This window comes from Acinetobacter gyllenbergii (assembly GCF_001682515.1).
GTDB classification, from domain to species: domain Bacteria; phylum Pseudomonadota; class Gammaproteobacteria; order Pseudomonadales; family Moraxellaceae; genus Acinetobacter; species Acinetobacter gyllenbergii.
In genome coordinates, this window is sequence record NZ_KV575261.1 from 688418 (window position 1) to 712070 (window position 23653).

Sequence of the window (23653 nt, forward strand, 5' to 3'; positions counted from 1 at the left end):
TCCTGACAGTCCTAATAAAATTATAAGTGTAAGGATGGACAGGAATGATTGTTAAGCGAGCAACAAAGGAAGATCTTCATCAACTTGCTGTCTTGTTTGACGAATACCGTCAGTTCTACGGTGCATCATCAAATATTGAACAATCGTATCAATTTTTAAAACATCGCTTTGACAACAAAGACAGTGTTATTTTTATTCATGTTAAAGATGACGTATTTACAGGCTTTGTCTTGCTCTATCTGGCTTTTTCTTCAGTGGCTTGTGAAACTTATTACATCCTCGATGATGTTTATGTCACGCCATCTTACCGCAAACAAGGCTCCGCAAAACAATTGATTGATACAGCTATTTTGTTTGCACGCCATGAAAATGCACAACGCATCAGTCTTGAAACGCAAAAGAACAATTATCAATCTCACCGTCTTTATGAACAAATGGGCTTTATCCAAGACAGTGAGTTCAAAACCTTTCATTGTTTTTTAAAGTGACGGCTGCTCAAGCGCAATATTTTGGCTTAACTTTTTTTGCGAAGGCGTAAGATACATCCATTCACCTTGTTTTAATTCAGGCAACTCAAGTAAACCCACTTGATGACGGTGTAAAGTTTCAACCTTATTACCTACCGCAGCCAACATTCTTTTGACTTGGTGATAGACCCCCTGATGAATGGTCATCGCCAATTGATGGTTTGAGAAAAGCTGGACATCTGTTGCAGCATACACCCCTTTTTCATTTCGAAGTTCAACGCCCTGCTCTAATCCAATCTTCTGCTCAGCTGTGACAGGATCAGCAGTGGTGACATGATAGACTTTCGGCACATGTTTACGTGGATGAGTCAATGCTTGTAGATATTGACCATCGTCAGTCAGTAACAATAAACCCGTCGTGTCCTGATCCAGACGACCGACACATTGAATACCACGATGAAGCAAAATTTCAGGGAAAAGGCTAAAGACACTCTTATGATGCGTGGCCTGATGCGAACATTCATAACCCTGAGGTTTATTTAAAACAATGTAGACATGCTCTCGATATTGATATTCTTCGCCGAATACCTGAAAGCGAAGTTGATCCGTGGCAATATTCTGCTTGGGATTGTCGCAGATCTGATTATCGATCTGAACAGAACCATTTTTTATTAACTGCTGGCAATACTTACGTGAACCAAAACCTTGTGATTGCAAAATTTTTTCCAGCAGCATACATACGCCCTAATTCTAAACTACGGCTATTGTACCCGATTCCCACGTTCATCGTTGGCTACTACGCATTCATTCTTTATTTTTATAATTTATTCACAATCTCTTCACTTGTAATACAACCCATACAAAACCATCGTCAAACTCTCTCAATCCAGATATTGCACTCCATATTTTCGCTTAAAAGTCTTGTTACATTTGTCGCAAGCAAAAAGAATATTGTCCAAAAGAATGGATAAGGAGTTTCACCATGAAATCGAATATGTGGTTATGTAGCGTTATCTTAGCAGCGTCTTCAATGATGACTGTTGCACATGCCGACAATACTACACGTGTTGCAGCAACCTCAGCCCTAGGTAGTGTAGTGGGTACTGCCCTAGGTAAACAACTCGGTGGTGATACTGGTGCCATGATTGGGTCAGCCATTGGCGGTGCGGGTGGCGCAGCTGCTTCAAGTAATCGACGTGATCGCACTGAAGCTGCTATTGGTGGTGGTTTAGGTGGCGTGGGCGGTTATACCGTTGGCCGTAATATGGGTGGAAGCAATGGTGGCTATATTGGTGCTGCACTCGGTGCTGCTGGTGGTGCTGCCTTAGGTCAAAAGGTAGGTCAAGACCGCGATGCGGATCGCCGTTATGATGATCGTCGTTACGACCGCCGTTATGACAACCGCCGTTCTTATGATGACCGTCGTTATTATAATTCGCGTGAAAGCTACCGCCATGACAATGGTCGCCATCGTGGTTGGTACAAACACCGTTAATCAGATCAAAACGTTTAACCCTTTTAGCGCCCTCGGGCGCTTTTTTTATTTCAGACAATAAAATATATCGATCAAAAACGATATACAAAGCCCAACTTATATCGTATTATTTCGATATATGGTTTTGAGAATTAATGATGAAATCACTACAAGATATAAAGTTCTCTATTCTGGAACTTGCACCTGTTCGGGATGATAAAAGTATCGAGTTTTCACTGCGTCATGCACTTGAGTTAGCACAGCACGCAGAAAAACTAGGTTATGAACGTTTTTGGCTAGCTGAACATCATAATATGGATGGAATTGCCAGCTCAGCGACAGCAGTCTTATTAGGCTTTATTGCTGCAAATACCCAACATATTCGTCTGGGCTCAGGCGGTATTATGCTGCCAAACCATGCACCATTGGTGGTTGCGGAACAATTTGGGACGCTAGCGACATTATATCCAAATCGTTTTGAACTCGGTCTAGGTCGTGCTCCTGGTACGGATCAAATGACAATGCGTGCCCTGCGTCGTGGCCGTCAGGAAACTGAAGACCAATTTCCTCAAGATGTGATGGAAATTTTACAATATTTTAAAGCACCTGAGCCGAATCAAAGAATTATCGCTACACCAGGCCAAAATACCCATGTACCAGTCTGGTTACTCGGTTCAAGTTTATTCAGCGCCCAACTGGCAGCCAAGCTCGGACTTCCTTATTCTTTTGCCTCACACTTTGCCCCAAGAATGTTAGGTCAAGCCATCGAACTTTATCGTGATAATTTTCAAGCTTCTGAATATCTGGACAAACCTTATGTTTCTATGGGGGTACCAACCGTAGTTGCTGCAACGGATGAGGAAGCTCAATATTTAGCGACCAGTTCTTATCAACGTATTTTAAATCTGATCCGTGGTCACAGCTTAAAACTCAAACCACCGATTGACTCGACCCAAGGTCTTGCAACAAGTGCTGAACAACTGGCAATTCAGAATTTTTATGCCATGGCACAAATCGGTTCTCAAGAAACTGTTAAATCGGGTTTAAATAAAATCGCGGCGCAATATGATGTCGATGAATTTATCTTTACCTGTGATATTTACGATACCGAAAAACGCTTGCAAAACTTTAGCCGATTGATGGACATAAAGAACAATTAAGATTTTAGCTAGAGTCGACAAGGTTTATTCTCTCAATCAACCCTGTCGACTTAGCATCTGTATTCGTCCATCTGAATTCCAGCTTGAAGCATTTTTGTGGCTTGTTGTACATTGACCGCAGGGCTAAATAAATACCCCTGACCAATAGAACATCCAGATGATTTGAGCAATTCGAGTTGTGCAATGTTCTCAATCCCCTCAGCAACAATGTCCAAGGAAAGCTTTGGTCCTAAGGCAATAATGGCTTGAACGATGGCTAAAATCGCATCATCCTCATTCATTTGGCGGATAAATTCACAATCAATTTTCAAACAATCAACAGGATAATCACGCAAGCGGGTTAAAGACGAGTGTCCTGTTCCAAAATCATCCAGTGAAATTTTAACGCCTTGTTGTTTTAATAAATTTAATGCTCGAACTACATAATCAGAACCACGATCATCCAATATCTGTTCAGTAATTTCAATTTCCACTAAATGATGAGGAATTTTATACAGATTTAAACGATGTAATAAACGTTCAGCATAATTATCCTTCAGAAACTCGACAGGCGCTGCATTGATTGAGACAGGAACAACCTCTAACCCTTGTGCGATCCAAGCTGCGATATTTTTAAAAACTTTATTTTGCATCGCATCACTAATTTTAGTCGCTAGAATATAGTCGTGAAATGCTTGTTCAATCTTACGAGGTGAATGAATATGCTGATCGTCCGTTTGCCAACGTAACAATGCCTCGAAGCCTACAACCTTGGCATCCGTCAAACGTACCTTGGGTTGATAAAATGGAACGATTAGGTCATCACGGATAATATGCCGTGCGTCATTTAATTGAATTGCAATGTTTTGAGCGGCAATCTGCATCTGTGGGTTAAACATTCGAAATCCACCTCGCCCTGTCGCTTTCAAATCATTCAGTGCCGTATCAGCACACTTCATTAAATTGGCTGAATCTTTGGCATCTCGTGGATAAATCGTGCAGCCAATACTCATACTGCCGTTAATCAAATTCCCAGCATAAGTAATCGGAGCTTCTAACTGTCGACTCACATCGATTGCAATTTTCTCAAGCGCAGCTTGTGTCTCAATTCCGTTCACGACAATCGCAAACTCGTCACCACCTAAACGAGCAACAAAAGTATTTTCAGGTAAAATCTGTTCAATTCGCTTAGACAAAACACGGAGTAAATGATCTCCAGCTGCATGACCAAGCGTATCATTCACATGTTTAAAATAATCTAAATCCAATAACATCAAACCAAGTAGCTTTTCACTTTTTTTATGTCGATGTAATGAGCGTTTAAGTTGTAATTTAAAGAAACGACGATTGTACAATCCCGTTAAATCGTCCAGTTCACTCGAAAGTTGTAATTGTATTTCAGTCTGTCTTTGTGTCGTCACATCTCGAGACAGACACAGAACCTGAATGGTCTGCCCGTGATCATTTAATATCGGAGTGAGCAAATTATCCCAATATTGTCTTGCTGTACCTTCACCACTCATCCCCCGAAAACGTGCAGTTTTGCCTTTGAGAGCTGTTTTCAAGGCATAAGCCGCCTTGGAACGTATTTCCGCAGGTAACAGTTCAGCCCACTTCATTCCAAAACTTTGCTGACTTTGAGAAATGTTAAGCGCAATGCATCCTGTTTTATTTACATGCAGTAAAGAACCATCCGCTTCCAGTAATTTGATGCAATCAATACTATTATCCAGCATGTTGGTTTGAGCGTTGATACATTGGACTAAGTTTTGCTGATACTGCTTGGTTTCATGAATGTCGACACTGTTGATAAACCAATGTGCCTTTTCTTCTGAATTCGCTTCTATAAATCTAGCCGACAATAAAAACCAGCGATACGCACCTGATTGATGCTTTAACCGGCATTCCATTTGAAATGGCGTTTTATTGGCAAACGCTTGCTGCCACTCACTTTGAAAGAGTGGCTTTTCTTCACCATGGATTAAGTCAGTCCAATCTTTCACAAAATGATCTAAGTCATTGAAACCAATATACTCTTGGCTTACACTATTAAAAAAATAAGTGTCACCCTGCTCTGAGAGTAGCCAAACTAAACTTGGAATACGATTAAAAACGTTTTTCTGAGCTTCACTCATTTGACGATTAGCATGAAAAGAGATAGCCAAGTTCACAGACTTCTGTTCCAAACGGAACTCTTAGAATCAAGATATTCAGTTGCAATAAAAGCCATAGACCACCAACAACAAAAGTGAGATTTGAGTCACAATATTGTAGCAGAAATGCAATAAAATTATCAGCAATTACTGCACTGATAAGTTAAGTTTACTTTGTTATTCAATATCAATTATTTATTTAAAATTAATGATATTTATCAAACTTTTTCTTATAAAATCGATCAAAAAATTACGGACTACCTCATCCAGAAGGCTTAGGTAGCCCAATCTCACTAACCAATACGACGTTTCAATCCCGTCATTTGTAAAACACGTGTTGAGATTTCTTCAATCGACATCTCTGTCACATTCAGATATTTAATCCCTTCCGAGATATAAATTCCCTCAATGGCACGCAGTTCCATTTGACACTGACTAAAACTTGAATAGCGGCTATTGGCTTTACGTTCACTGCGAATTGCAACCAAACGTTCCGCATCAATCATCAAACCAAACAACTTGTTTTTATGTTCGCGTAGCACTTTTGGCAAACGATTGTCATCGAGGTCTTCCTCAGTTAAAGGATAGTTTGCAACACGAATACCAAATTGTAATGACAAATAAATTGAGGTCGGCGTTTTACCAGAACGAGATACGCCAATTAAGATAATATCGGCTTTATCATAATGACGTGTTCTGGCCCCATCATCATTATCTAGTGCGAAATGTACCGCATCAATACGTGCCTTATAATATTCTGAATCGGTGACAGCATGGGTTTGTCCAACCAAGGTCGTCGGCGGTGTACCCAACTCTTGTTCTAATTTGCTAATCAGACCTTCAAAAACGTCGAGATTGACCGCCTTGGCAGTATTGATAATTTCACGGACATGTGGATCGACCAAAGTGTCAAAAACCAACGGTAAAGAACCATCTCGAGATTGGCAGGCATTGATCTCGGCCACGGCCACCATTGCTGCTTCTTCAGTGGCAATATACGGCATAATATGAATGTCAAAATCGACGTTTGGAAATTGCGCAAGTAGTGAATGTCCAAGGGTTTCTGCGGTAATTGCGGTACCATCTGAAATAAAAAAAACGCTCCGTTTAATTTCTTTACTTACGGGCATCAAAATTCTCCTTAAACATTTGTCTTAGTGCTCTATAATCTTTATAGTAAACTCATCTAACATGACTGTCGCTTAGTAAAACACTAAATCTAAGCACTTTTGTATAATTTCATACCAATGATGGTCATTCATACTGCAAAAAAAGTGGAGTAAATACTTTGGAAGCGCGCGTAATCGGTCTGGAAAAATTAGGAAAACACGATGTCGAACTCGTAGGTGGGAAAAACTCATCTTTGGGTGAAATGATCAGCCATTTATCCAATGCTGGTGTATCGGTACCTGGTGGTTTTGCAACAACTGCAGCTGCCTATCGTGAGTTCTTGGATCAAAGCGGCTTAAACGCTCGTATTCAGGCTGAACTTGCTCAGCTAAATGTAGAAGATGTAAATGCACTTGCTGAAACTGGTGCAAAAATCCGTAACTGGATTGTTGAAACTCCGCTTACTGCGACATTAGAACAAGAAATTCGTGAAGCTTTTGCTGCACTTTCAAACGGCAACCCAGACATTGCTGTTGCTGTACGTTCTTCTGCTACTGCTGAAGACTTACCTGATGCGTCTTTCGCAGGCCAACAAGAAACCTTCCTCAACATTCGCGGGATTGATAATATCTTAATCGCGATCAAAGAAGTTTTTGCTTCTCTTTATAATGACCGCGCGATTGCTTACCGTGTACACCAAGGTTTTGAACATAGTGTTGTTGCCCTTTCTGCTGGCGTACAACGTATGGTTCGTTCAGAGACAGGTGCTGCAGGTGTTATGTTCACCCTAGATACAGAATCTGGTTTCCGTGATGTGGTCTTTATTACTGCATCATACGGTTTGGGTGAAATGGTCGTACAAGGCGCGGTGAACCCTGATGAATTCTATTTATCTAAACCACTTCTAAATGCGGGTAAACACTCAGTGTTACGCCGTAACCTTGGCTCTAAACACCAAAAAATGATTTATGGTGAAGAAGGTGCAGCGGGTAAATCAGTGGTGGTGGTTGATGTTGAAAAACAAGAACGTCAACAGTTTGCCTTAAATGACCATGAGTTACATGAGTTGGCTAAACAAGCGCTGATCATTGAACAGCACTACGGTTCGCCAATGGACATCGAATGGGCGAAAGATGGTGATGACGGTCAGATCTATATCGTTCAAGCACGTCCAGAAACGGTAAAAAGTCGTCAAAACGTCGGCACAATGGAACGCTACCTGTTAAAACAACGCGGTACTGTGATTTGTGAAGGTCGCTCAATCGGTCAACGTATCGGTTCAGGTAAAGTTCGCGTTGTTACTTCAATTAAAGAGATGGATAAGGTTCAGGACGGTGACGTACTTGTCTCTGACATGACTGACCCAGACTGGGAACCAGTAATGAAGCGTGCTGCTGCGATCGTTACCAACCGTGGTGGTCGTACTTGTCACGCCGCTATTATTGCACGTGAGCTAGGTGTTCCAGCAATTGTTGGTTGTGGTAATGCCACTGAAGTCCTTTCTGATGGTCAAGAAGTGACCGTATCTTGTGCCGAAGGCGACACTGGCTTCATCTATGAAGGTGCATTAGATTTCGAAGTTCAACGTAACTCGATTCACTCAATGCCATCACTGCCGTTCAAAATCATGATGAACGTTGGCAACCCAGACCGTGCATTTGACTTTGCTCAAATCCCGAATGAAGGGATCGGCCTTGCACGTCTTGAATTCATCATTAACCGTATGATCGGTGTGCATCCAAAAGCATTGTTAAATATTGAAAGCCTCCCACGTGAGACTCGTGCTGCTGTCATGGCACGTACTGCGGGCTATTCTTCTCCAATCGAATTCTATGTCGAGAAATTGGTTGAAGGGATCTCGACACTTGCTGCTGCATTTGCAGAAAAACCAGTCATCGTACGTATGTCTGATTTTAAATCGAATGAATATGCAAACTTGATCGGCGGTAAGCTCTACGAGCCTGAAGAAGAAAACCCAATGTTGGGTTTCCGTGGTGCAAGTCGTTATGTATCTGATAACTTCCGTGACTGTTTTGAGCTTGAATGCCGTGCCTTGAAAAAAGCACGTGATGAAATGGGTTTAACCAATATCCAAATCATGATTCCATTCGTTCGTACTGTTTCTGAAGCAAAACGTGTAATTGAACTCCTTGCTCAAAATGGTTTGAAACGTGGTGAGAATGGTTTAAAAATCATTATGATGTGCGAATTACCTACCAATGCATTATTGGCTGAGCAATTCCTTGAGCACTTCGATGGTTTCTCTATCGGTTCAAACGACTTAACACAATTAACACTCGGTCTTGACCGTGACTCTGGTATCGTATCTCACTTATTTGATGAGCGTGATCCAGCAGTTAAGGCACTCCTTTCTATGGCAATTCATGCTTGCCGCAAAGCAGGAAAATACGTTGGTATTTGTGGTCAAGGTCCTTCGGATCACCCTGACCTTGCTAAATGGCTTATGGAACAAGGTATTGAATCTGTGTCACTTAACCCTGACTCAGTACTTGATACTTGGTTCTTCCTTGCTGAAGAACAAATCAAGAAAGCCTAGTCTTTTTTAGAAAAAGGCCCTCTTTCGTAGGGTCTTTTTCATCGTAGGGTCTGTTGAGATTTCAGAGATACTTGCGACAACGGACATTTTTAGACAATACAAGGCATGGCTTACGCAATTTAGCCATTCTAAATAATGAGCAGTGATTATAGCTGCGCAAGATAACGCAGTAGTGGCAAAAATGTCCTTGTCCCGTAGGGTTATGGCTAAAACCTCCCCAAACTTCGTTATGAAGCTTGACAAGGGAACTGCCATTGTCTACGTTTCATGCCTTGTTTGGGTTGTTTTAGCCTATAACGCCAGACATGTCTGAAATGTCAACACACCCTTGTAATTGAGATTTTAAAATTATGCAAATTTACTTGGCTCGTAACAATCAACAAGCAGGACCTTACAGTTTAGAACAAGTGAACCAAATGCTTGCCAGTCAACAAGTTTTACTAACAGATTTGGCTTGGCATGAAGGTATGACTGAATGGAAAACACTTGGTGAACTCACACAAGGTAAACTTGTCTACGAACCTGTAGGTTACTCTCCTTTTAGTGCTCAAATTAAAACTGAAACGAACGAGCCAACTTACAAAATCAAGGTCGAACAAAAAGCGCCAGAACTCGCACCTTTTCATTCGCGCGCTCTTGCCAAAGTTTTTGATCTCATCCTTTGGCTACCGATGGCCTCTATCCCATCTTTCTTTTTTAATGAAAGCCAATACCAAGAATTATTTGAAATCCAAAAACAGATGCAAGCCACCCAAATGGCATCTGATAAAGCAGTGGAATTACAACATCAATTGATGCAATTAATTCCGAATGAAGCATGGATGATGATCTTTGCTTATCTGATTATCATGCTCATGATTCAAGCATTCTTTATTGCAAAATCTGGTCAAAGTATTGGTAAAAAAATCGCCAAGATTAAAATTGTAGACGCCGAGACCTCCACTCAAGTGAGTACAATTCGTGCCTTTTGGTTGAGAAGCGTATTATTCATTATTTTGAATCTTCTTCTCGTTCCAATCATCACTGTGATTGATTATGCTTTATTCGCTTTTACTCAAAAGCGTCAAACTTTGCACGATAAATTGGCAAAAACCAAAGTCATTAAACAGTGATCACAAATCAATAAACAAAAGAGGATTTATTCCTCTTTTTTTATATATTAAATTGATATCTATACAAAAAGAACTTAACTCAACCTTAATCCCTACAAAATAAATCGGGTTTTAAAACAAGCAGTTCAGGCCACTTTATCAGTAGCTTAGTTTTTCAATATGAGGCATAATGCCCAACAACGTTGCGGTGTCGCGTGATTGCTAAGCACTTTTTAAACAATTCTTATCAATCACGCGACACTTTAATCGCTATCCCATAATTTTAATTAGGGAATGGGACTCTTCACCGAGGTTGTAAAATGAGACAAACGATTTTAGCTGTATTGTCTTTATCAACGATGGCCGCGCTCTTAACTGGGTGTGGCGGTGATATGGTACTTCTAAACAATAAAGGTCCAGTTGGTCAAGGTCAAAGTAACTTGATGATGACTGCGATCTATTTAATGCTGTTGGTGGTAATCCCATCAATCGTTATGGCATTGTGGTTTGGTTGGAAATATCGCGCGTCGAATAAAGATGCAGACTATAAACCTACTTGGGCACACTCTACGACAATTGAGATCGTTGTATGGGGTGTACCTGTCATTATTATTGGTATTTTAGCTTGGTTAACTTGGTGGGGTTCCCACAAGTACGACCCTTACCGTCCGTTAGAATCAGATAAAGCACCATTGACTATTCAAGCTGTCGCTGAACAGTTCAAATGGATTTTTATCTATCCTGAGCAAAACATTGCAACGGTAAACGAAGTACGCTTCCCAGAACAAACACCAGTAAGCTTTAAAATCACTTCTAACTTTACGATGAACTCGTTCTTCATCCCACAGTTAGGCGGTCAGATTTACGCAATGGCTGGTATGCAAACTCACCTTCACCTATTAGCCGATGAACCAGGTATCTTCCGTGGTTTCTCAGCAAACTATTCAGGTTACGGTTTCTCACAAATGCGCTTTAAAGCACATAGCGTGACTGAGCCAGAATTTGCACAATGGGTAGAAGCAGTTAAAGCTGGTAATGGTACAAGTATTAACCCTGAAGCAATTCAAAAAGGTACACTTGACCAAGCTGAGTTAGCAACGCTTAAAGATGGCGATCGTTCTAAGCATCAGATCGAGCATTTAGTGAATCGTGCTAAAGCTGCTGGTGATGAAGAAGCACTTGCTAAAGCTGAAGCGATGAAACCGTTCCCGACTAAGCCACACCCAGTGACTTATTACTCATCAGTTGAACCAAAATTGTTTGAAACAATCATCAACCACTACATGAGTAACTATCACGGTGCTGACCATTCTGCTGGACATGATGCAACAGCAGAAACTCATGCTGCAGCAGAACACGCTGCTCAAGGGGAATAAGACATGGATATGATTTTTGGTAAATTAGGGTGGGATTCTATCCCGACTGAACCCCTTGTACTTGTCACCATGGTCTTTATGGCACTTGGTGCAATTGCTGTTTTGGGCGGTATCACCTATTTCAAGAAATGGGGATATTTGTGGAATGAGTGGTTTATCACTGTAGACCATAAAAAGATTGGTATCATGTATATCATCGTATCTGTTGTCATGCTGTTGCGTGGTTTCGCCGATGCGATCATGATGCGTCTACAACTTTTCCTCGCGAAAGGCGGCGGCGAAGGTTACTTACATCCTGACCACTATGACCAGATCTTCACAGCACACGGTGTGATCATGATCTTCTTCGTAGCAATGGGTCTCGTTGTAGGTATGATGAACATCTCTGTACCTTTACAGATTGGTGCTCGTGACGTTGCTTTCCCATTATTAAACTCTTTAAGCTTCTGGTTATTCGCAGGCGCTGCTGGTTTGATGATGCTTTCACTTGTATTGGGTGAATTTGCTGCGACTGGTTGGATGGCTTACCCTCCTCTATCTGGCATTCAATATTCTCCTGGTGTGGGTGTTGACTACTATATCTGGGCACTTCAGGTTTCTGGTCTAGGTACGCTTTTATCTGGTGTTAACTTCTTTGTTACCATCATCAAGATGCGTGCACCTGGCATGAAATTGATGGACATGCCGATTTTCACGTGGACTTCACTTTGTACGGCTGTACTCATCATTGCATCATTCCCTGTATTAACAGGTACGCTTGCAATGCTGACGCTTGACCGTTACTTCGGCTTCCATTTCTTCACCAATGAGCTTGGCGGTAGCCCAATGCTTTACGTGAACTTGATCTGGACATGGGGTCACCCTGAAGTATATATCTTGGTATTGCCAGCATTTGGTCTATACTCAGAAATCGTTGCAACCTTCTCTCGTAAAGCGTTGTTCGGTTATAAGTCTATGGTGTATGCGACGATTGCAATTACTGTACTTGCGTTCGTTGTATGGCTTCACCACTTCTTTACCATGGGTGCTGGTGCGAACGTGAATGCGTTCTTCGGTATCATGACCATGGTTATTGCGATTCCTACAGGTGTGAAAATCTTCTCTTGGTTATTCACCATGTATAAAGGTCGCATCACCTATACAACACCTATGTTATGGACGCTTGGCTTCCTTGTAACATTCGGTATCGGTGGTTTAACTGGTGTATTGATGGCTGTTCCACCTGCGGACTTCCTTGTACACAACTCATTATTCTTGATCGCTCACTTCCATAACGTAATTATCGGTGGTGTGGTGTTTGGTATGTTTGCCGGCATCATCTTCTACTGGCCAAAAATGTTTGGTTGGAAGCTCAACGAAGCATGGGGTAAAGCTGCGTTCTGGTTCTGGTTCATCGGTTTCTATTTTGCATTCATGCCACTTTATATCCTTGGTTTCATGGGTATGACACGTCGTTTGAATACATATGACAACCCTGAATGGGATCCGTACTTGGCGATTGCATTGTTTGGTGCTGTTCTTATCGCGATCGGTATTGCATGTTTCTTAATGCAAATCATCGTTGGTTTCTTACAACGTAAGGACAACATGGACCACACAGGCGATCCATGGGATAGCCGTACCCTTGAATGGGCAACGTCATCTCCTGCTCCGTTCTATAACTTTGCGCATGAACCAGATGCAAGCGGCGTTGACCGTTTCTGGACTGACAAAGAAAATGGTGTAGCATACGCACGTAACACTAAATATGAAGACATCCACATGCCGACTGATCGTGCTGCTGGTTTTGTCATTGCAATGTTCATTACGATTCTTGGCTTTGCACTCATCTGGCATATTTGGTGGCTCGCTGTCGTTTCTTTCGTTTCAGCAATTGTTAGCTTGATCGTAAGCTCATTCACTAAGAATGTTGACTACTACGTTCCTGCTGCTGAAGTTGAGCGTATTGAAAACGAACGCTATGCTTTACTTGAAAAACACTTGAAGAAGGACTAAGGAAATGGCTGAAGTACTTCATCACGACAACCACGGCCACGATGGTCATCATGAACATGATGATACAGACTTAACGGTCTTTGGTTTCTGGACATACTTGATGAGTGACTTGATTCTTTTCGGATCACTCTTCATTGCGTTCGCTGTATTAAGCAGTCATATTCCACCAGGAACTCCAAGTGCATATGACCTGTTCCATGATTCATTAGGCTTCGTGTTAACTGAAACATTTGCCTTATTGATCTCATCGGTAACATTTGGTTTTGCTGTACTTGCATCTTATAAAAAGAATGTAAATCAAGTGATCACTTGGTTATTCATTACATTCCTTTTCGGTGCATCGTTCATTGGTATGGAAATCTATGAGTTCCATCACCTCGTACACGAAGGTCATGGCCCAACTCACAGTGCATTCTTATCTGCATTCTTTACCTTGGTTGGTACACACGGTATCCACGTAACTTCTGGTTTGGTGTGGATGTTAGTGTTAATGTATCAAATCAAAAAGAATGGTTTGACCTTACCGAATACACGTCGTCTTGCTTGCTTAAGCTTGTTCTGGCACTTCCTTGACATCGTTTGGATCTGTGTATTCAGCGTCGTTTACTTACTGGGAGTTCTCTAATGAGTAGTCATGACCATAATGCTGCAGGTGCGTCACACGGTAACTTTAAACAATACACTGTTGGATTTATCCTTTCTGTTATCCTTACCATCATCCCATTCGGGATGGTGATGTCAGGTGGTTTCAGCCGTGGCGTTTTAGTTACAGTAATTGCAATTACTGCGGTTGCTCAGGTACTTGTACAACTTGTGTACTTCCTACACATGAATACATCGTCTGAACAACGTTGGAACCTTATTGCATTTATCTACACAATCTTATGTATCGCTGTACTTTTAGTCGGCTCTGTGTGGATTATGAATTACCTACACTACAACATGATGATCTAAACTGATTGTCATGTGGAAAAAGTACTTATTCCTGACTAAACCAGGAATTCTCTTCGGTAATTTTATTACCACCTTGGGCGGCTTCTTCTTAGCCGCCCAAGGCTCTATAGACTACCTCTTATTATTGCTTACCCTGCTCGGAACAACTTTTGTGGTTGCGTCTGGTTGTGTGGTCAATAATGTTATTGATCAAGACATCGATCAAAAAATGCAGCGCACCATGAATCGCGCACTTGTGACAAAAACCATTTCCCCTACTGTTGCCCTGTGTTATGCATTGGTTCTAGGTGTAATTGGCTTTAGCATGCTCTGGTTCTATGTCAATGCTTATGCATTTTTATTCGCTGTGATTGGTTTTGTAGTCTATGTCGGTTTTTATAGTTTGTGGACAAAACGTACCACTATCCATCAAACCGTCATCGGTAGTATTTCCGGAGCGAGTCCCCCTGTTATTGGTTATACGGCTGTAAGTCATCAGTTCGATATGGCGGCGCTACTGATCTTTGTTGCATATGCTTTATGGCAAATGCCACATTCATGGGCAATCGCAATTTATCGTTTTGACGACTACAAAAACGCAGGAGTTCCTATTTTACCTGTAGCCCGTTCCATCCTTAGAACAAAAATCGAATCACTGATTTATGTGGTTTTATTTACTCTAGCGATGAATGCACTCTATGTTTATGGATATACCAATATGGTTTTCTTGGTTATCTGTAATGTACTTTGCATTTACTGGCTCTACCTTGCTATTTTAGGATTCAAAGCCGAAGATGATCAGCTTTGGGCAAAACGCTTTTTCCTTTTCTCAGTAATTCTCGTTACTGTCATCAGTTTAAGCTTTAGCTTTACTTTTAAAAGCCCTGCACCACTCTTCCCTATTTTTTAAAAAGATAGAGAACACTCTATCTTTTTATGCTCTCCCAATTTTTATCATTTCGTGCAATAAAAACATTGAGTTCTTTATTGCCTAAATGAAAACTATGTATTGTTTATACTCTGCACCTATTTTTACAATCGTAAAAATTACGCTGCTACATCATTTAGCCAAAGAACACACTCTCTGGCTCAAATCGTCTAAACAATTGATCAATCTGATGTGAATATTTTTGATCTAATTTTTGCCATAATGCTTTTGGTAATGGGATGAACTCCAAGGTATCGGAACCATCGGAAGGCTCACAAAAACGGATTTCATAATCTGGCTGTAAAATTTGATTTAATGCTTTTAAGGTGGTATCTCGATCAGCACCCTCGCCCTGATAAGGAATGATCAGTGCTTGATCTTTGTAATGAAGACGAATGATAAAACCTTGGGTATTATCAGCACTTTCTGTCTCTACGCTTAAATTCCCTGTTTGCAATATTTTTTCGCAATATTCAACAATTACTTCATCTTCTTCTCTCCAATCAACAATCATTAAAACTTGATAAATACTCCCTTCATATTGCTCAAACACTTCAAAGTATGCCTCCGCAGTGCCTGACTGTAAAATTGACTCGATCAATGCAACTGTTTTTAAAAAGCGTTGTTCCATGCTTATTGCCTATTTTATTTAAAAAATATCATGTAAAGACTATGGCAAATTTGCTTTATAGCGTCAATTTGAATATAATCCCCGCTTCGCAATTTGCGACATAACTTTTAAGTTATGACTCCTTGCTTCTAAATTTTTATATTTAGGGGCTGCTTAAACCGTAAGGAGCTGACAATGCGTCACTACGAAATCGTACTATTGGTACATCCAGACCAAAGCGATCAAGTTGTAGGTATGGTTGAACGCTATATCTCTCAGATCAAAGAAGCTGAAGGTCAAATTCACCGTTTAGAAGATTGGGGCCGCCGCCAATTGGCTTACCCGATTAACAAAATTCACAAAGCACACTACATTCTTATGAATGTTGAATGTGGTCAAACGACTCTTGATGAATTAGAAGAATTATTCCGTTATAACGACGCAATCATTCGTAACATCATCATCCGTCGTGAACACGCAATTACTGAAGAATCTTTACTTGCTAAGAGTGCTGAAGAAAAACGTGCGCGTAAAGCTCAACGTGAAGAAGCACAACAAGCAATTCAAGAAGCTGAATAAGGAGAACCTCAATGGCACGTTTTTACCGTCGTCGCAAGTTCTGCCGCTTTACAGCTGAGAATGTTGCGTACATCGACTACAAAGATATCGACACTTTAAAACAGTACATCACTGAAAACGGCAAGATTGTTCCTAGCCGTATTACAGGTACTAAAGCTCGTTATCAACGTCAATTAGCGTTAGCTATTAAACAAGCTCGCTATTTGTCTTTGATTCCGTACACTGACAACCATAAGTAAGTGAGGTGAGCTGTGGACGTTATCTTATTACAACGCATTAAGAACCTTGGTAAATTAGGCGACAAAGTATCAGTTAAAGCTGGTTACGGTCGTAACTTCTTGATCCCTCAAGGTAAAGCTGTAGCTGCAACTGAAGCAAACACTGCTGCTTTTGAAGCTCGTCGTGCTGAACTTGAGAAGCAAGAAGCTGAAGTATTAGCTGCTGCAAATGCACGTGCTGAACAATTGAACGAAGTTAACATCGTGATCACTGCGAAAGCTGGTGACGAAGGTAAATTGTTCGGTTCTATCGGTACTCGTGACATCGCGGATGCTTTAACGAATGCTGGTCTTGTTGTTGACCGTGCAGAAGTTCGTTTACCAAACGGTGCGCTTCGTCACACTGGTGAATTCAACATCGCAATCCAATTGCATCATGATGTTGTTGCTGAAGTTCTCGTTACTATCGTATCTGAGTAATTTCTGCAAAGAAAAGAGCATGTTTTACATGCTCTTTTTTTATGTCTAATGATCCTGTTTTAGGAATAAATCTGGTATAAAACATCATTAATGCATCGCTAATAAATATTTCACATAATCCTCTGCACTTTGCTCAACATCATTGATTGTAGGTAAAACCTCACCCTCCTCTGGCTGGGTTTCCATTCCATAAAAAGCATAAACAGGCTGATAATCGGCTTTGACATAACGTGCAGTCAATTCAAAAGGAGCACACAAAGTTTCTAAACTCACTTGATGTCGCCCATCCACTGAATAATCATGTGCTTTACTTCCAGTCGATACTGCAAGGGTTATTTTCTTATTTTTTAACTGATTTCCTACTGAACCATAAGCCCAACCATAAGTCAGGACATCATCCAACCATTGCTTTAATAATGGTGGGCAGTTAAACCAATACACAGGGAACTGAAATACTAGATTTTGGTGTGCTTCAACCAAAGCTTGTTCTTTTAACACATCAATCTGAGCATTTGGATAACTTTGGTAAAGCTCATGTACAGTGAACTGCTCAGGATATTGATGTAATTTTTCAATCCAACATTTATTTATAATGGAATTATTGATGTCAGGATGAGCAACAATCACAAGCGTTTTTTTCATTTCAATAGACTCCATTGATCGTACAGTTATAGTGATGAGTCGATTATGAAAGCATGCTAGAGATAATTTAAGTACGGTCATGATGGTTATATACTAGACTAAAAGTTAGTGTCAGCAGAGAATAATGGAAACTTGCGCCCCACCCCAAATTGACTTAGAGCAAACAGATTTTGGATATACACTTTCCTTGATCAATGGCAAATACAAAATGATCATTATGTATTGGCTTTATCAGCATAAATCCATCATGCGATTCAATGAGCTAAAACGCTCCATCGGGAATATTTCTTTTAAAACTTTGAGTCTGACCTTGAAAGAAATGGAAAGAGACCAATTGATTATTCGTAAGGAATATCCACAAATTCCACCCAAAGTCGAATACAGCTTATCTGAACGCGGGCTGTCCTTGATTCCATTATTAGACATGATGTGCCAATGGGGTGCATCCAATCGGCTCTAACTGCTGAACCACACTTTTTCGCCACTTACACAATTTTCACTGAATTAAATTGTGCCGATACGCTCCATTTGGATTAAGATAGTCACTCGGTATTGTTTCATCTTTTTATTAGGTCTTGTTATGTCACAGGCGAATGCCAATTTTACAAAAAATTCTCCAAGCACAGAGAGTAAAGTGAGTGACTCAGGTCAGCTAAAAGAATTCCGTACCCCACCGCATAACCTAGCCATCGAGCAAGCGGTCTTAGCAGCCTTAATGACGGTTGCAGAATCTTTTGAGCAAGTTAGTGACTTACTTAAAGAAAATGATTTTTATGCAACACGTCACAAATATATCTATCGTGCCATTGAGAAACTGGCACAAGAAAACTCGCCTTATGATGCTGTTTTGGTCAATGATTGGTTGCTCAAACAAAACTTGTTAGATGCCATCGGTGGTGAAGAATACTTGATGCAATTGATGGCAGACTCTCCATCAAGTTTCTATAACCTTGAAATTTATGCAAATAAAATCAAGGAATTTTCAACTCTGCGTAACATGATCAAGATCAGCAGTGATATTTTACAAAATGCCTATGACACCAAAGGTCGCCCTGTCAGTGAGATTCTTGATTTAGCAGAAACCAGTATTTTCTCTTTGGCCGAACAGCACAATAACAATAAAAAAGATTCTGGGCCTAAATCCATCAGCTCTGTCACTGCAGATGTCATTACTAAATTAGATGAATTGTCTAAACTTGATGGCAACATTACCGGTTTAACCACGGGCTTCTTGGAACTCGATAACAAAACCTCGGGAATGCAGGCTGGGGATTTAATTATTGTTGCGGCACGTCCATCAATGGGTAAAACCACATTCGCCATGAACTTGGTTGAAAGTGTACTGCAATACAACCGCCTACCTGCTCTGGTATTCTCGATGGAGATGCCAGCAGACTCGATTGCCATGCGTTTGATTTCAGCCATGGGTAAAGTCCATCAAGGGCATTTACGTTCAGGTAATCTCGATGCAGACGAATGGACCAAAGTGACAGGCACCATTCTTCAGCTACAAGAAATGCATCTCTATATCGATGACTCGTCTGCCCTACCACCCACCGAACTTCGTGCCCGTGCTCGTCGTGTGGCCAAAATGCATGATGGGAAAATCGGCTGTATCATGGTCGACTACTTACAGCTGATGAAAGTCCCTGGTATGGGCGATAACCGTGTCGGCGAGATCTCGGAAATTTCACGAAGCTTAAAAGCCTTAGCCAAAGAAATGCAATGTCCTGTGATTGCACTATCGCAGCTGAACCGTAGTTTGGAGAACCGACCAAACAAACGCCCAGTCATGTCAGACTTGCGTGAATCGGGTGCGATCGAGCAGGATGCCGACTTGATCATGTTCATTTACCGTGATGAAGTCTATAACAAAGAATCTAAAGAAGCAGGCACTGCCGAGATTATCATCGGTAAACAGCGTAACGGTCCAATTGGTAGCGTTCGTCTTGCCTTCGAAGGCCAATATACCCGTTTTAGTAACCTCTCGCCTGAGTTCTATGCTCAATATGAGGATGAGGAATAAGCCCTTCGCGATTCAAATTGCATTATCTCATTTCCTAGCCGACCCAAAGGAGAAATCAGGGTGCGCCAAGCAACAGTTTATATTGACAGTGCAGCACTGCAATATAATTTAAACCGTGTTAAACAACTTGCTCCACATTCAAAAATCGTCAGTATGGTCAAAGCCAATGCCTATGGACATGGAGTTAAGAACTGTTTAGCCGCCTTAGAGGCCACGGACGCTTTTGGTGTCGCCTGTTTAGAAGAAGCTTTGGAGATCAGGCAACTGGGATATACTCAACCCATTACCCTGATTGAAGGTGTATTTGCTGAAGATGAAATGACACAAGTTATTGAACAGAAACTTGAATGTATTGTCCATCACGCACAACAAGTTGAATGGTTGATTCAACATAAAACCGCTTACAACACATTAGGCTTAAAAGTTTGGGTCAAACTAAATAGCGGCATGAACCGCTTAGGTTTCAAAGTCGATGAAATCATTAAAGTCATTCAACGTTTAAAAACTGAAGGTTTTACCTGTGTACTTGCCATGCATTTTGCCAATGCTGATGTAGAGCATCCTTTAAATGAACAGCAGAAGCAGCAGTTCTTACAGGTCAAACAAGCCTGTGAACCAATCTTGGTGTCTTGCTGTAATTCTGCTGCAATTTATAAATATCCTGAACTGCATTTTGATTTTGTTCGTCCCGGTATCATGCTTTACGGCGCATCACCTTTTGCCGATAAAAACGTACATGAACTCGATCTAAAGCCTGTCATGACCTTTAGTGCCGAAATCATTGCACTGAATCAGATTCAACAAGGTGAATTTGTCGGTTATGGTTCGACCTATTCAGCCACATGTCCGACAGAGATCGCGATTGTTTCGATTGGCTATGGTGACGGCTATCCACGTGCGTATATCAAACAAAACTTTGTTGCCATCGACCAACAACTGGTCCCTGTTGTTGGTCGTGTCAGTATGGACATGATCGCGATTGATATCAGCACTGTTAAAGCAGAAATTGGCACAAAAGTTGAGCTTTGGGGCCAATCTCGCTTGGTTGATGATGTGGCAGCAGCCAACGGAACCATCGGCTACGAGCTACTTTGCCGCCTCACCCAACGCCCAAGACGTCAATTAGATAACTAAACATGACTTGATCAATTTTTGGGTTTTACCTCTAATAAGGGTTTTAACCCATCCGATTCAGCATGTTCAAACTAATTTACGATAATCCGCTTTATAAAATGCCGATCCAGCAATTGGTTCTGTTTCTGATCCGAATTTCGATCGGCATTTTTTTCTTTACTACAGGTTTCAACAAGCTTTTCGTTGAAAAAAACAAACTGATTATGCTGGAAACGATGACCGAAGCAGGCATTCCATTTCCAGAAATCATGAGCAGCTTTGTGTCTGCCACGGAGATGTTCGCAGGTTTATTCTTGATTATCGGTTTGTTAACTCAAATCAGTAGTATCTTGTTATTTATAATCTGTCTAACCGCTTTATACACGGTTGGGATCCATACCATCCCCAATGGATTAGACACGATAAGTTGGCTTAGTTGGTTCTTCTACATCCATGACCTGTTGTATATGTTTATTCTTGCGATACTGATTACATCTCGACCAAGCATCTTGTCGCTGGATCGCATCCTAAGCAAAAACAGACCAACCTCTTAGGATAATTCCCTCTCAAAAGGCTCTATGCATTCTTTTGAGAGAGACTTAACGGAAGTTATAAACCGTAGTCAGCAGTTGGTTTTGGCAATTCTTGCAAACCACGGCGCAAAGTCTCTGACCATTGTTTACTGATTTGGGTAAAGTAAGGATCATCTTCACCAATACGCTTACCTTCTGGAATTATAAAACTGTCTTTATGGTAAACCAAAGCATCTAAAGGTAGGCCGACTGAAACGTTAGATCGCAAAGTTGAATCAAAAGATATGAGTGAACAACGTAGAGCATCATCTAAGGGCATATCATAATACAAGGCACGATCTAAAATCGGTTTTCCATACTTACTTTCACCAATCTGAAAATAAGGCGTATCAATGGTTGCACAAATAAAGTTGCCCTGCGGATACACATTATACAGCTGCATTTCTTCGCCTTGAATCTGCCCGCCGACCAAGATGCTACAAGAATAATTCATCTGTTCTTGCGTATCGCTGGTAATATCTTCAAGCACTTTACGTAAGGTTTTACCCACCAGCTCAGCCACTTCAAACATGGTATTGGCACTATATAAGTTGGGTTCTTGATGCAGCGCCAAAGCATTTTGCAAATGTCCTATCACAGCCTGAGTCGTTGCTAGATTACCGGATGTTTGTAGCGCAATGAAACGCTCACCCTCCACCCCAAAGGTATGCAATTTGCGAAATACAGAAATATGATCGACCCCAGCATTAGTTCGAGTATCACTAATCAATACTAAACCCTGCTCTAATCTTAATGCACAACAATAGGTCATCTTTCTCTCTTTATACTTAACATGCCAAAACCTGTACCACAGACATCATGCTTTCCACCCCACCTTGCTCACGAATGCCACGCACTGGTGCAACATCTAAGTAGTCGCGCCCGACCGCAACATAAATATGATTTTGGGGTGTAAATATCTGGTTACTTACATCGAAACAATACCACTCATTATCCACAAAAATCTCGGCCCATGCATGACTGGCAAGGTGCGGTTGATTTTCATCGTAGATATAGCCTGATACATAACGTGCTGGTAATTGTAGCGCACGACACATGGCAATTAATATATGTGTATGATCTTGGCAGACGCCCTGACCTGCATAAAATGCATCAATTGCAGAGGTCGTTACAGAGGTACTTTCAGGTTGATACGGCACTTGCTCTAAAATTTTTTCTGATAAAACAATCAAATGCTGTCGGTCTTTGACAGTAACAATCGAATGTGCGAAATCTGACATGGTCAGGTCACAGCAAGTCATCGCCGTCCGCTGTAAAAATATCATCGGTGAAATATCGGTCTCGACATAACCCAACTCAGTCGCATGCAGATCTACCACACCTTGCGCCATGATCGTCAGATAACGATAATCATGGCGTTGTGTTGCGGTAATCCACAGATTGTTAAACGCATCACGCTGACACGAATATTGTCCCGGAACACTAATATGCCAATTCTCAATACTTTGGTGCCGAGAGCTCTGCGGCATCATCTTGATCGACTGGACACTATTCCGTGCAACTTCTCTATAGCGATAATGCGTCTGGTGATTCACCATAAGTTTCATGAGGATGCCTCAAATTGATTTTCCAATTTATAGGTAAATGCATAAAACTGATTTAAATATGGCTGTTCTTTTAATGTCTCCCAACACGGTTGTATGTCTTGCCATCCCAAATGATATAACCGCTCAATAGTTGGATCAATCGTATCAAATACAGTATGAAGATTATGTTGAAATCTAAAATAGGTATCGATTTGCTCAATACATTGCCCAATACGGAAGAATAGAAAAATATCTTCTTGTTCTGCTTTTAGAATATCGCAACAATTTTGCACCACAGTTTGAATCTCGAATCCATCCGCAGCCGTACTTTTAATCAGATAATTCAGTTCCGCATAGGCCTGTGCCGTCAACAAGCCCCTTAATTCCTGAATATTGTCACGTGCAATCTCAAGTTGGCTCAACAAGGAATAAGGCTGCTGTCGGTCTAACATGAATTGGTTCAAGTTCTCTGCATCTTCAATATGCAAACAAAGCGCTTGTGCAAATTTGGAAGCCTGCTGATCATCTACAAAAGGTAGCTGTTCTGCCACATAGGCAATGCGGAATAAATAACGTCCTAACCAGTAAACATGTTGAGCACTTGAACTAAGTAAAAGCATAAATTTCCTCCCTTTTCTTTATA

25 protein-coding genes are annotated in these 23653 nt (G+C 41.1%); 17 read left to right on the forward strand and 8 right to left on the reverse strand.

Going from position 1 to position 23653, the window contains the following annotated elements:
- The first annotated feature begins 44 nt into the window (after nt 1-44).
- Entirely contained in the window at nt 45-488 is a 444-nt protein-coding gene (locus NG55_RS03440; protein WP_004654380.1) for a GNAT family N-acetyltransferase, read from the forward strand.
- On the opposite strand, the gene NG55_RS03445 is transcribed toward NG55_RS03440, so the two are convergent.
- On the reverse strand, nt 480-1202 hold the full coding sequence (locus tag NG55_RS03445) for a pseudouridine synthase (protein ID WP_065342341.1): 723 nt from the start codon (nt 1200-1202) through the stop codon (nt 480-482). The two genes, NG55_RS03440 and NG55_RS03445, sit on opposite strands and share 9 nt — an antisense overlap.
- Nucleotides 1203-1449: 247 nt before the next feature.
- Here NG55_RS03445 and NG55_RS03450 point away from each other — a divergent pair, with 247 nt between their 5' ends.
- Together NG55_RS03450 and NG55_RS03455 are read left to right on the forward strand one after the other, a co-directional pair.
- Entirely contained in the window at nt 1450-1962 is a 513-nt protein-coding gene (locus NG55_RS03450) for a glycine zipper 2TM domain-containing protein (protein WP_005204696.1), read from the forward strand.
- 137 nt (nt 1963-2099) lie between these two features.
- Nucleotides 2100-3101: an LLM class flavin-dependent oxidoreductase gene (locus NG55_RS03455; protein ID WP_023270255.1), complete on the forward strand. Its 1002-nt coding sequence runs from the start codon at nt 2100-2102 to the stop codon at nt 3099-3101.
- 50 nt (nt 3102-3151) lie between these two features.
- On the opposite strand, the gene NG55_RS03460 is transcribed toward NG55_RS03455, so the two are convergent.
- Both NG55_RS03460 and ppsR read right to left on the reverse strand, forming a co-directional pair.
- Nucleotides 3152-5251, reverse strand: a complete 2100-nt coding sequence (locus tag NG55_RS03460) for a sensor domain-containing protein (protein WP_065342342.1) — start codon at nt 5249-5251, stop codon at nt 3152-3154.
- A gap of 275 nt (nt 5252-5526) precedes the next feature.
- The gene (gene ppsR / locus NG55_RS03465; protein WP_004654391.1) at nt 5527-6363 is read right to left on the reverse strand and encodes a posphoenolpyruvate synthetase regulatory kinase/phosphorylase PpsR; all 837 of its coding nucleotides are present in this window, start codon (nt 6361-6363) and stop codon (nt 5527-5529) included.
- A 158-nt stretch (nt 6364-6521) separates the two neighbouring features.
- Here ppsR and ppsA point away from each other — a divergent pair, with 158 nt between their 5' ends.
- From ppsA to cyoE, 7 genes are all read left to right on the forward strand, one after another.
- Nucleotides 6522-8900, forward strand: a complete 2379-nt coding sequence (ppsA, locus tag NG55_RS03470) for a phosphoenolpyruvate synthase (RefSeq protein WP_016540975.1) — start codon at nt 6522-6524, stop codon at nt 8898-8900.
- A gap of 350 nt (nt 8901-9250) precedes the next feature.
- Complete coding sequence (locus NG55_RS03475; RefSeq protein ID WP_016540974.1) at nt 9251-10012, forward strand: RDD family protein; 762 nt, start codon at nt 9251-9253, stop codon at nt 10010-10012.
- Between the two features lie 299 nt (nt 10013-10311).
- The gene (cyoA, locus tag NG55_RS03480; protein ID WP_016540973.1) at nt 10312-11367 is read left to right on the forward strand and encodes a ubiquinol oxidase subunit II; all 1056 of its coding nucleotides are present in this window, start codon (nt 10312-10314) and stop codon (nt 11365-11367) included.
- Between the two features lie 3 nt (nt 11368-11370).
- Complete coding sequence (gene cyoB / locus NG55_RS03485) at nt 11371-13362, forward strand: cytochrome o ubiquinol oxidase subunit I (protein ID WP_004806017.1); 1992 nt, start codon at nt 11371-11373, stop codon at nt 13360-13362.
- 4 nt (nt 13363-13366) lie between these two features.
- A complete protein-coding gene (gene cyoC, locus NG55_RS03490) occupies nt 13367-13987 on the forward strand; it encodes a cytochrome o ubiquinol oxidase subunit III (RefSeq protein ID WP_005274296.1) in 621 nt (206 codons plus the stop codon).
- Nucleotides 13987-14316 carry a cytochrome o ubiquinol oxidase subunit IV gene (locus NG55_RS03495; protein WP_005242336.1) on the forward strand — a complete coding sequence of 110 codons (330 nt, stop codon included), beginning with the start codon at nt 13987-13989 and terminating at the stop codon, nt 14314-14316. Before cyoC ends, NG55_RS03495 begins: the two co-directional genes overlap by 1 nt.
- Before the next feature lie 10 nt (nt 14317-14326).
- Nucleotides 14327-15205, forward strand: coding sequence for a heme o synthase (cyoE, locus tag NG55_RS03500; protein ID WP_016540972.1), 879 nt, complete (start codon nt 14327-14329; stop codon nt 15203-15205).
- 154 nt (nt 15206-15359) lie between these two features.
- Here cyoE and NG55_RS03505 read toward each other — a convergent pair whose 3' ends face one another.
- Entirely contained in the window at nt 15360-15854 is a 495-nt protein-coding gene (locus tag NG55_RS03505; protein ID WP_065342343.1) for a hypothetical protein, read from the reverse strand.
- Between the two features lie 174 nt (nt 15855-16028).
- On the opposite strand from NG55_RS03505, the gene rpsF reads away from it, so the two are divergent.
- Genes rpsF through rplI form a run of 3 tightly spaced genes read left to right on the forward strand, consistent with a single transcriptional unit; the run spans nt 16029 to nt 17110 of the window.
- Nucleotides 16029-16412: a 30S ribosomal protein S6 gene (gene rpsF / locus NG55_RS03510; protein WP_004654408.1), complete on the forward strand. Its 384-nt coding sequence runs from the start codon at nt 16029-16031 to the stop codon at nt 16410-16412.
- Nucleotides 16413-16423: 11 nt separating this feature from the next.
- Nucleotides 16424-16651: a 30S ribosomal protein S18 gene (rpsR, locus tag NG55_RS03515; protein WP_000090661.1), complete on the forward strand. Its 228-nt coding sequence runs from the start codon at nt 16424-16426 to the stop codon at nt 16649-16651.
- A gap of 12 nt (nt 16652-16663) precedes the next feature.
- Entirely contained in the window at nt 16664-17110 is a 447-nt protein-coding gene (rplI, locus tag NG55_RS03520) for a 50S ribosomal protein L9 (protein ID WP_004654410.1), read from the forward strand.
- Nucleotides 17111-17197: 87 nt separating this feature from the next.
- Here the strand turns inward: rplI and NG55_RS03525 are convergent, their stop codons facing one another.
- Nucleotides 17198-17752: an NAD(P)H-dependent oxidoreductase gene (locus tag NG55_RS03525; RefSeq protein ID WP_065342344.1), complete on the reverse strand. Its 555-nt coding sequence runs from the start codon at nt 17750-17752 to the stop codon at nt 17198-17200.
- Between the two features lie 124 nt (nt 17753-17876).
- Here NG55_RS03525 and NG55_RS03530 point away from each other — a divergent pair, with 124 nt between their 5' ends.
- The 4 genes from NG55_RS03530 to NG55_RS03545 all read left to right on the forward strand — a co-directional run bounded on the left by NG55_RS03530 (nt 17877) and on the right by NG55_RS03545 (nt 21445).
- A complete protein-coding gene (locus NG55_RS03530; RefSeq protein ID WP_004654415.1) occupies nt 17877-18212 on the forward strand; it encodes a winged helix-turn-helix transcriptional regulator in 336 nt (111 codons plus the stop codon).
- Between the two features lie 120 nt (nt 18213-18332).
- Nucleotides 18333-19778: a replicative DNA helicase gene (gene dnaB / locus NG55_RS03535; RefSeq protein WP_065342345.1), complete on the forward strand. Its 1446-nt coding sequence runs from the start codon at nt 18333-18335 to the stop codon at nt 19776-19778.
- 60 nt (nt 19779-19838) lie between these two features.
- Entirely contained in the window at nt 19839-20912 is a 1074-nt protein-coding gene (gene alr / locus NG55_RS03540) for an alanine racemase (RefSeq protein ID WP_065342346.1), read from the forward strand.
- 62 nt (nt 20913-20974) lie between these two features.
- The gene (locus tag NG55_RS03545; RefSeq protein ID WP_065342347.1) at nt 20975-21445 is read left to right on the forward strand and encodes a DoxX family protein; all 471 of its coding nucleotides are present in this window, start codon (nt 20975-20977) and stop codon (nt 21443-21445) included.
- A gap of 55 nt (nt 21446-21500) precedes the next feature.
- Here the strand turns inward: NG55_RS03545 and NG55_RS03550 are convergent, their stop codons facing one another.
- Genes NG55_RS03550 through NG55_RS03560 form a run of 3 tightly spaced genes read right to left on the reverse strand, consistent with a single transcriptional unit; the run spans nt 21501 to nt 23630 of the window.
- Nucleotides 21501-22235: a proteasome-type protease gene (locus NG55_RS03550; RefSeq protein WP_005293001.1), complete on the reverse strand. Its 735-nt coding sequence runs from the start codon at nt 22233-22235 to the stop codon at nt 21501-21503.
- A 16-nt stretch (nt 22236-22251) separates the two neighbouring features.
- A complete protein-coding gene (locus NG55_RS03555) occupies nt 22252-23031 on the reverse strand; it encodes a transglutaminase family protein (RefSeq protein WP_065342348.1) in 780 nt (259 codons plus the stop codon).
- Nucleotides 23028-23630: an alpha-E domain-containing protein gene (locus NG55_RS03560; RefSeq protein WP_065342349.1), complete on the reverse strand. Its 603-nt coding sequence runs from the start codon at nt 23628-23630 to the stop codon at nt 23028-23030. Before NG55_RS03560 ends, NG55_RS03555 begins: the two co-directional genes overlap by 4 nt.
- Between the last annotated feature and the right edge of the window lie 23 nt (nt 23631-23653).

Coding starts and splice junctions, on each gene's coding strand:
- cyoC (WP_005274296.1), top strand. CDS start 13,367: ATGGCTGAAGTACTTCATCACGACAACCACGGCCACGATGGTCATCAT.
- NG55_RS03560 (WP_065342349.1), bottom strand. CDS start 23,630: ATGCTTTTACTTAGTTCAAGTGCTCAACATGTTTACTGGTTAGGACGT.
- dnaB (WP_065342345.1), top strand. CDS start 18,333: ATGTCACAGGCGAATGCCAATTTTACAAAAAATTCTCCAAGCACAGAG.
- NG55_RS03505 (WP_065342343.1), bottom strand. CDS start 15,854: ATGGAACAACGCTTTTTAAAAACAGTTGCATTGATCGAGTCAATTTTA.
- NG55_RS03555 (WP_065342348.1), bottom strand. CDS start 23,031: ATGAAACTTATGGTGAATCACCAGACGCATTATCGCTATAGAGAAGTT.
- NG55_RS03445 (WP_065342341.1), bottom strand. CDS start 1,202: ATGCTGCTGGAAAAAATTTTGCAATCACAAGGTTTTGGTTCACGTAAG.
- NG55_RS03475 (WP_016540974.1), top strand. CDS start 9,251: ATGCAAATTTACTTGGCTCGTAACAATCAACAAGCAGGACCTTACAGT.
- rpsF (WP_004654408.1), top strand. CDS start 16,029: ATGCGTCACTACGAAATCGTACTATTGGTACATCCAGACCAAAGCGAT.
- NG55_RS03545 (WP_065342347.1), top strand. CDS start 20,975: ATGTTCAAACTAATTTACGATAATCCGCTTTATAAAATGCCGATCCAG.
- NG55_RS03455 (WP_023270255.1), top strand. CDS start 2,100: ATGAAATCACTACAAGATATAAAGTTCTCTATTCTGGAACTTGCACCT.
- cyoB (WP_004806017.1), top strand. CDS start 11,371: ATGGATATGATTTTTGGTAAATTAGGGTGGGATTCTATCCCGACTGAA.
- rpsR (WP_000090661.1), top strand. CDS start 16,424: ATGGCACGTTTTTACCGTCGTCGCAAGTTCTGCCGCTTTACAGCTGAG.
- NG55_RS03450 (WP_005204696.1), top strand. CDS start 1,450: ATGAAATCGAATATGTGGTTATGTAGCGTTATCTTAGCAGCGTCTTCA.
- cyoA (WP_016540973.1), top strand. CDS start 10,312: ATGAGACAAACGATTTTAGCTGTATTGTCTTTATCAACGATGGCCGCG.
- NG55_RS03495 (WP_005242336.1), top strand. CDS start 13,987: ATGAGTAGTCATGACCATAATGCTGCAGGTGCGTCACACGGTAACTTT.
- NG55_RS03525 (WP_065342344.1), bottom strand. CDS start 17,752: ATGAAAAAAACGCTTGTGATTGTTGCTCATCCTGACATCAATAATTCC.
- NG55_RS03530 (WP_004654415.1), top strand. CDS start 17,877: ATGGAAACTTGCGCCCCACCCCAAATTGACTTAGAGCAAACAGATTTT.
- ppsR (WP_004654391.1), bottom strand. CDS start 6,363: ATGCCCGTAAGTAAAGAAATTAAACGGAGCGTTTTTTTTATTTCAGAT.
- NG55_RS03550 (WP_005293001.1), bottom strand. CDS start 22,235: ATGACCTATTGTTGTGCATTAAGATTAGAGCAGGGTTTAGTATTGATT.
- NG55_RS03440 (WP_004654380.1), top strand. CDS start 45: ATGATTGTTAAGCGAGCAACAAAGGAAGATCTTCATCAACTTGCTGTC.
- cyoE (WP_016540972.1), top strand. CDS start 14,327: ATGTGGAAAAAGTACTTATTCCTGACTAAACCAGGAATTCTCTTCGGT.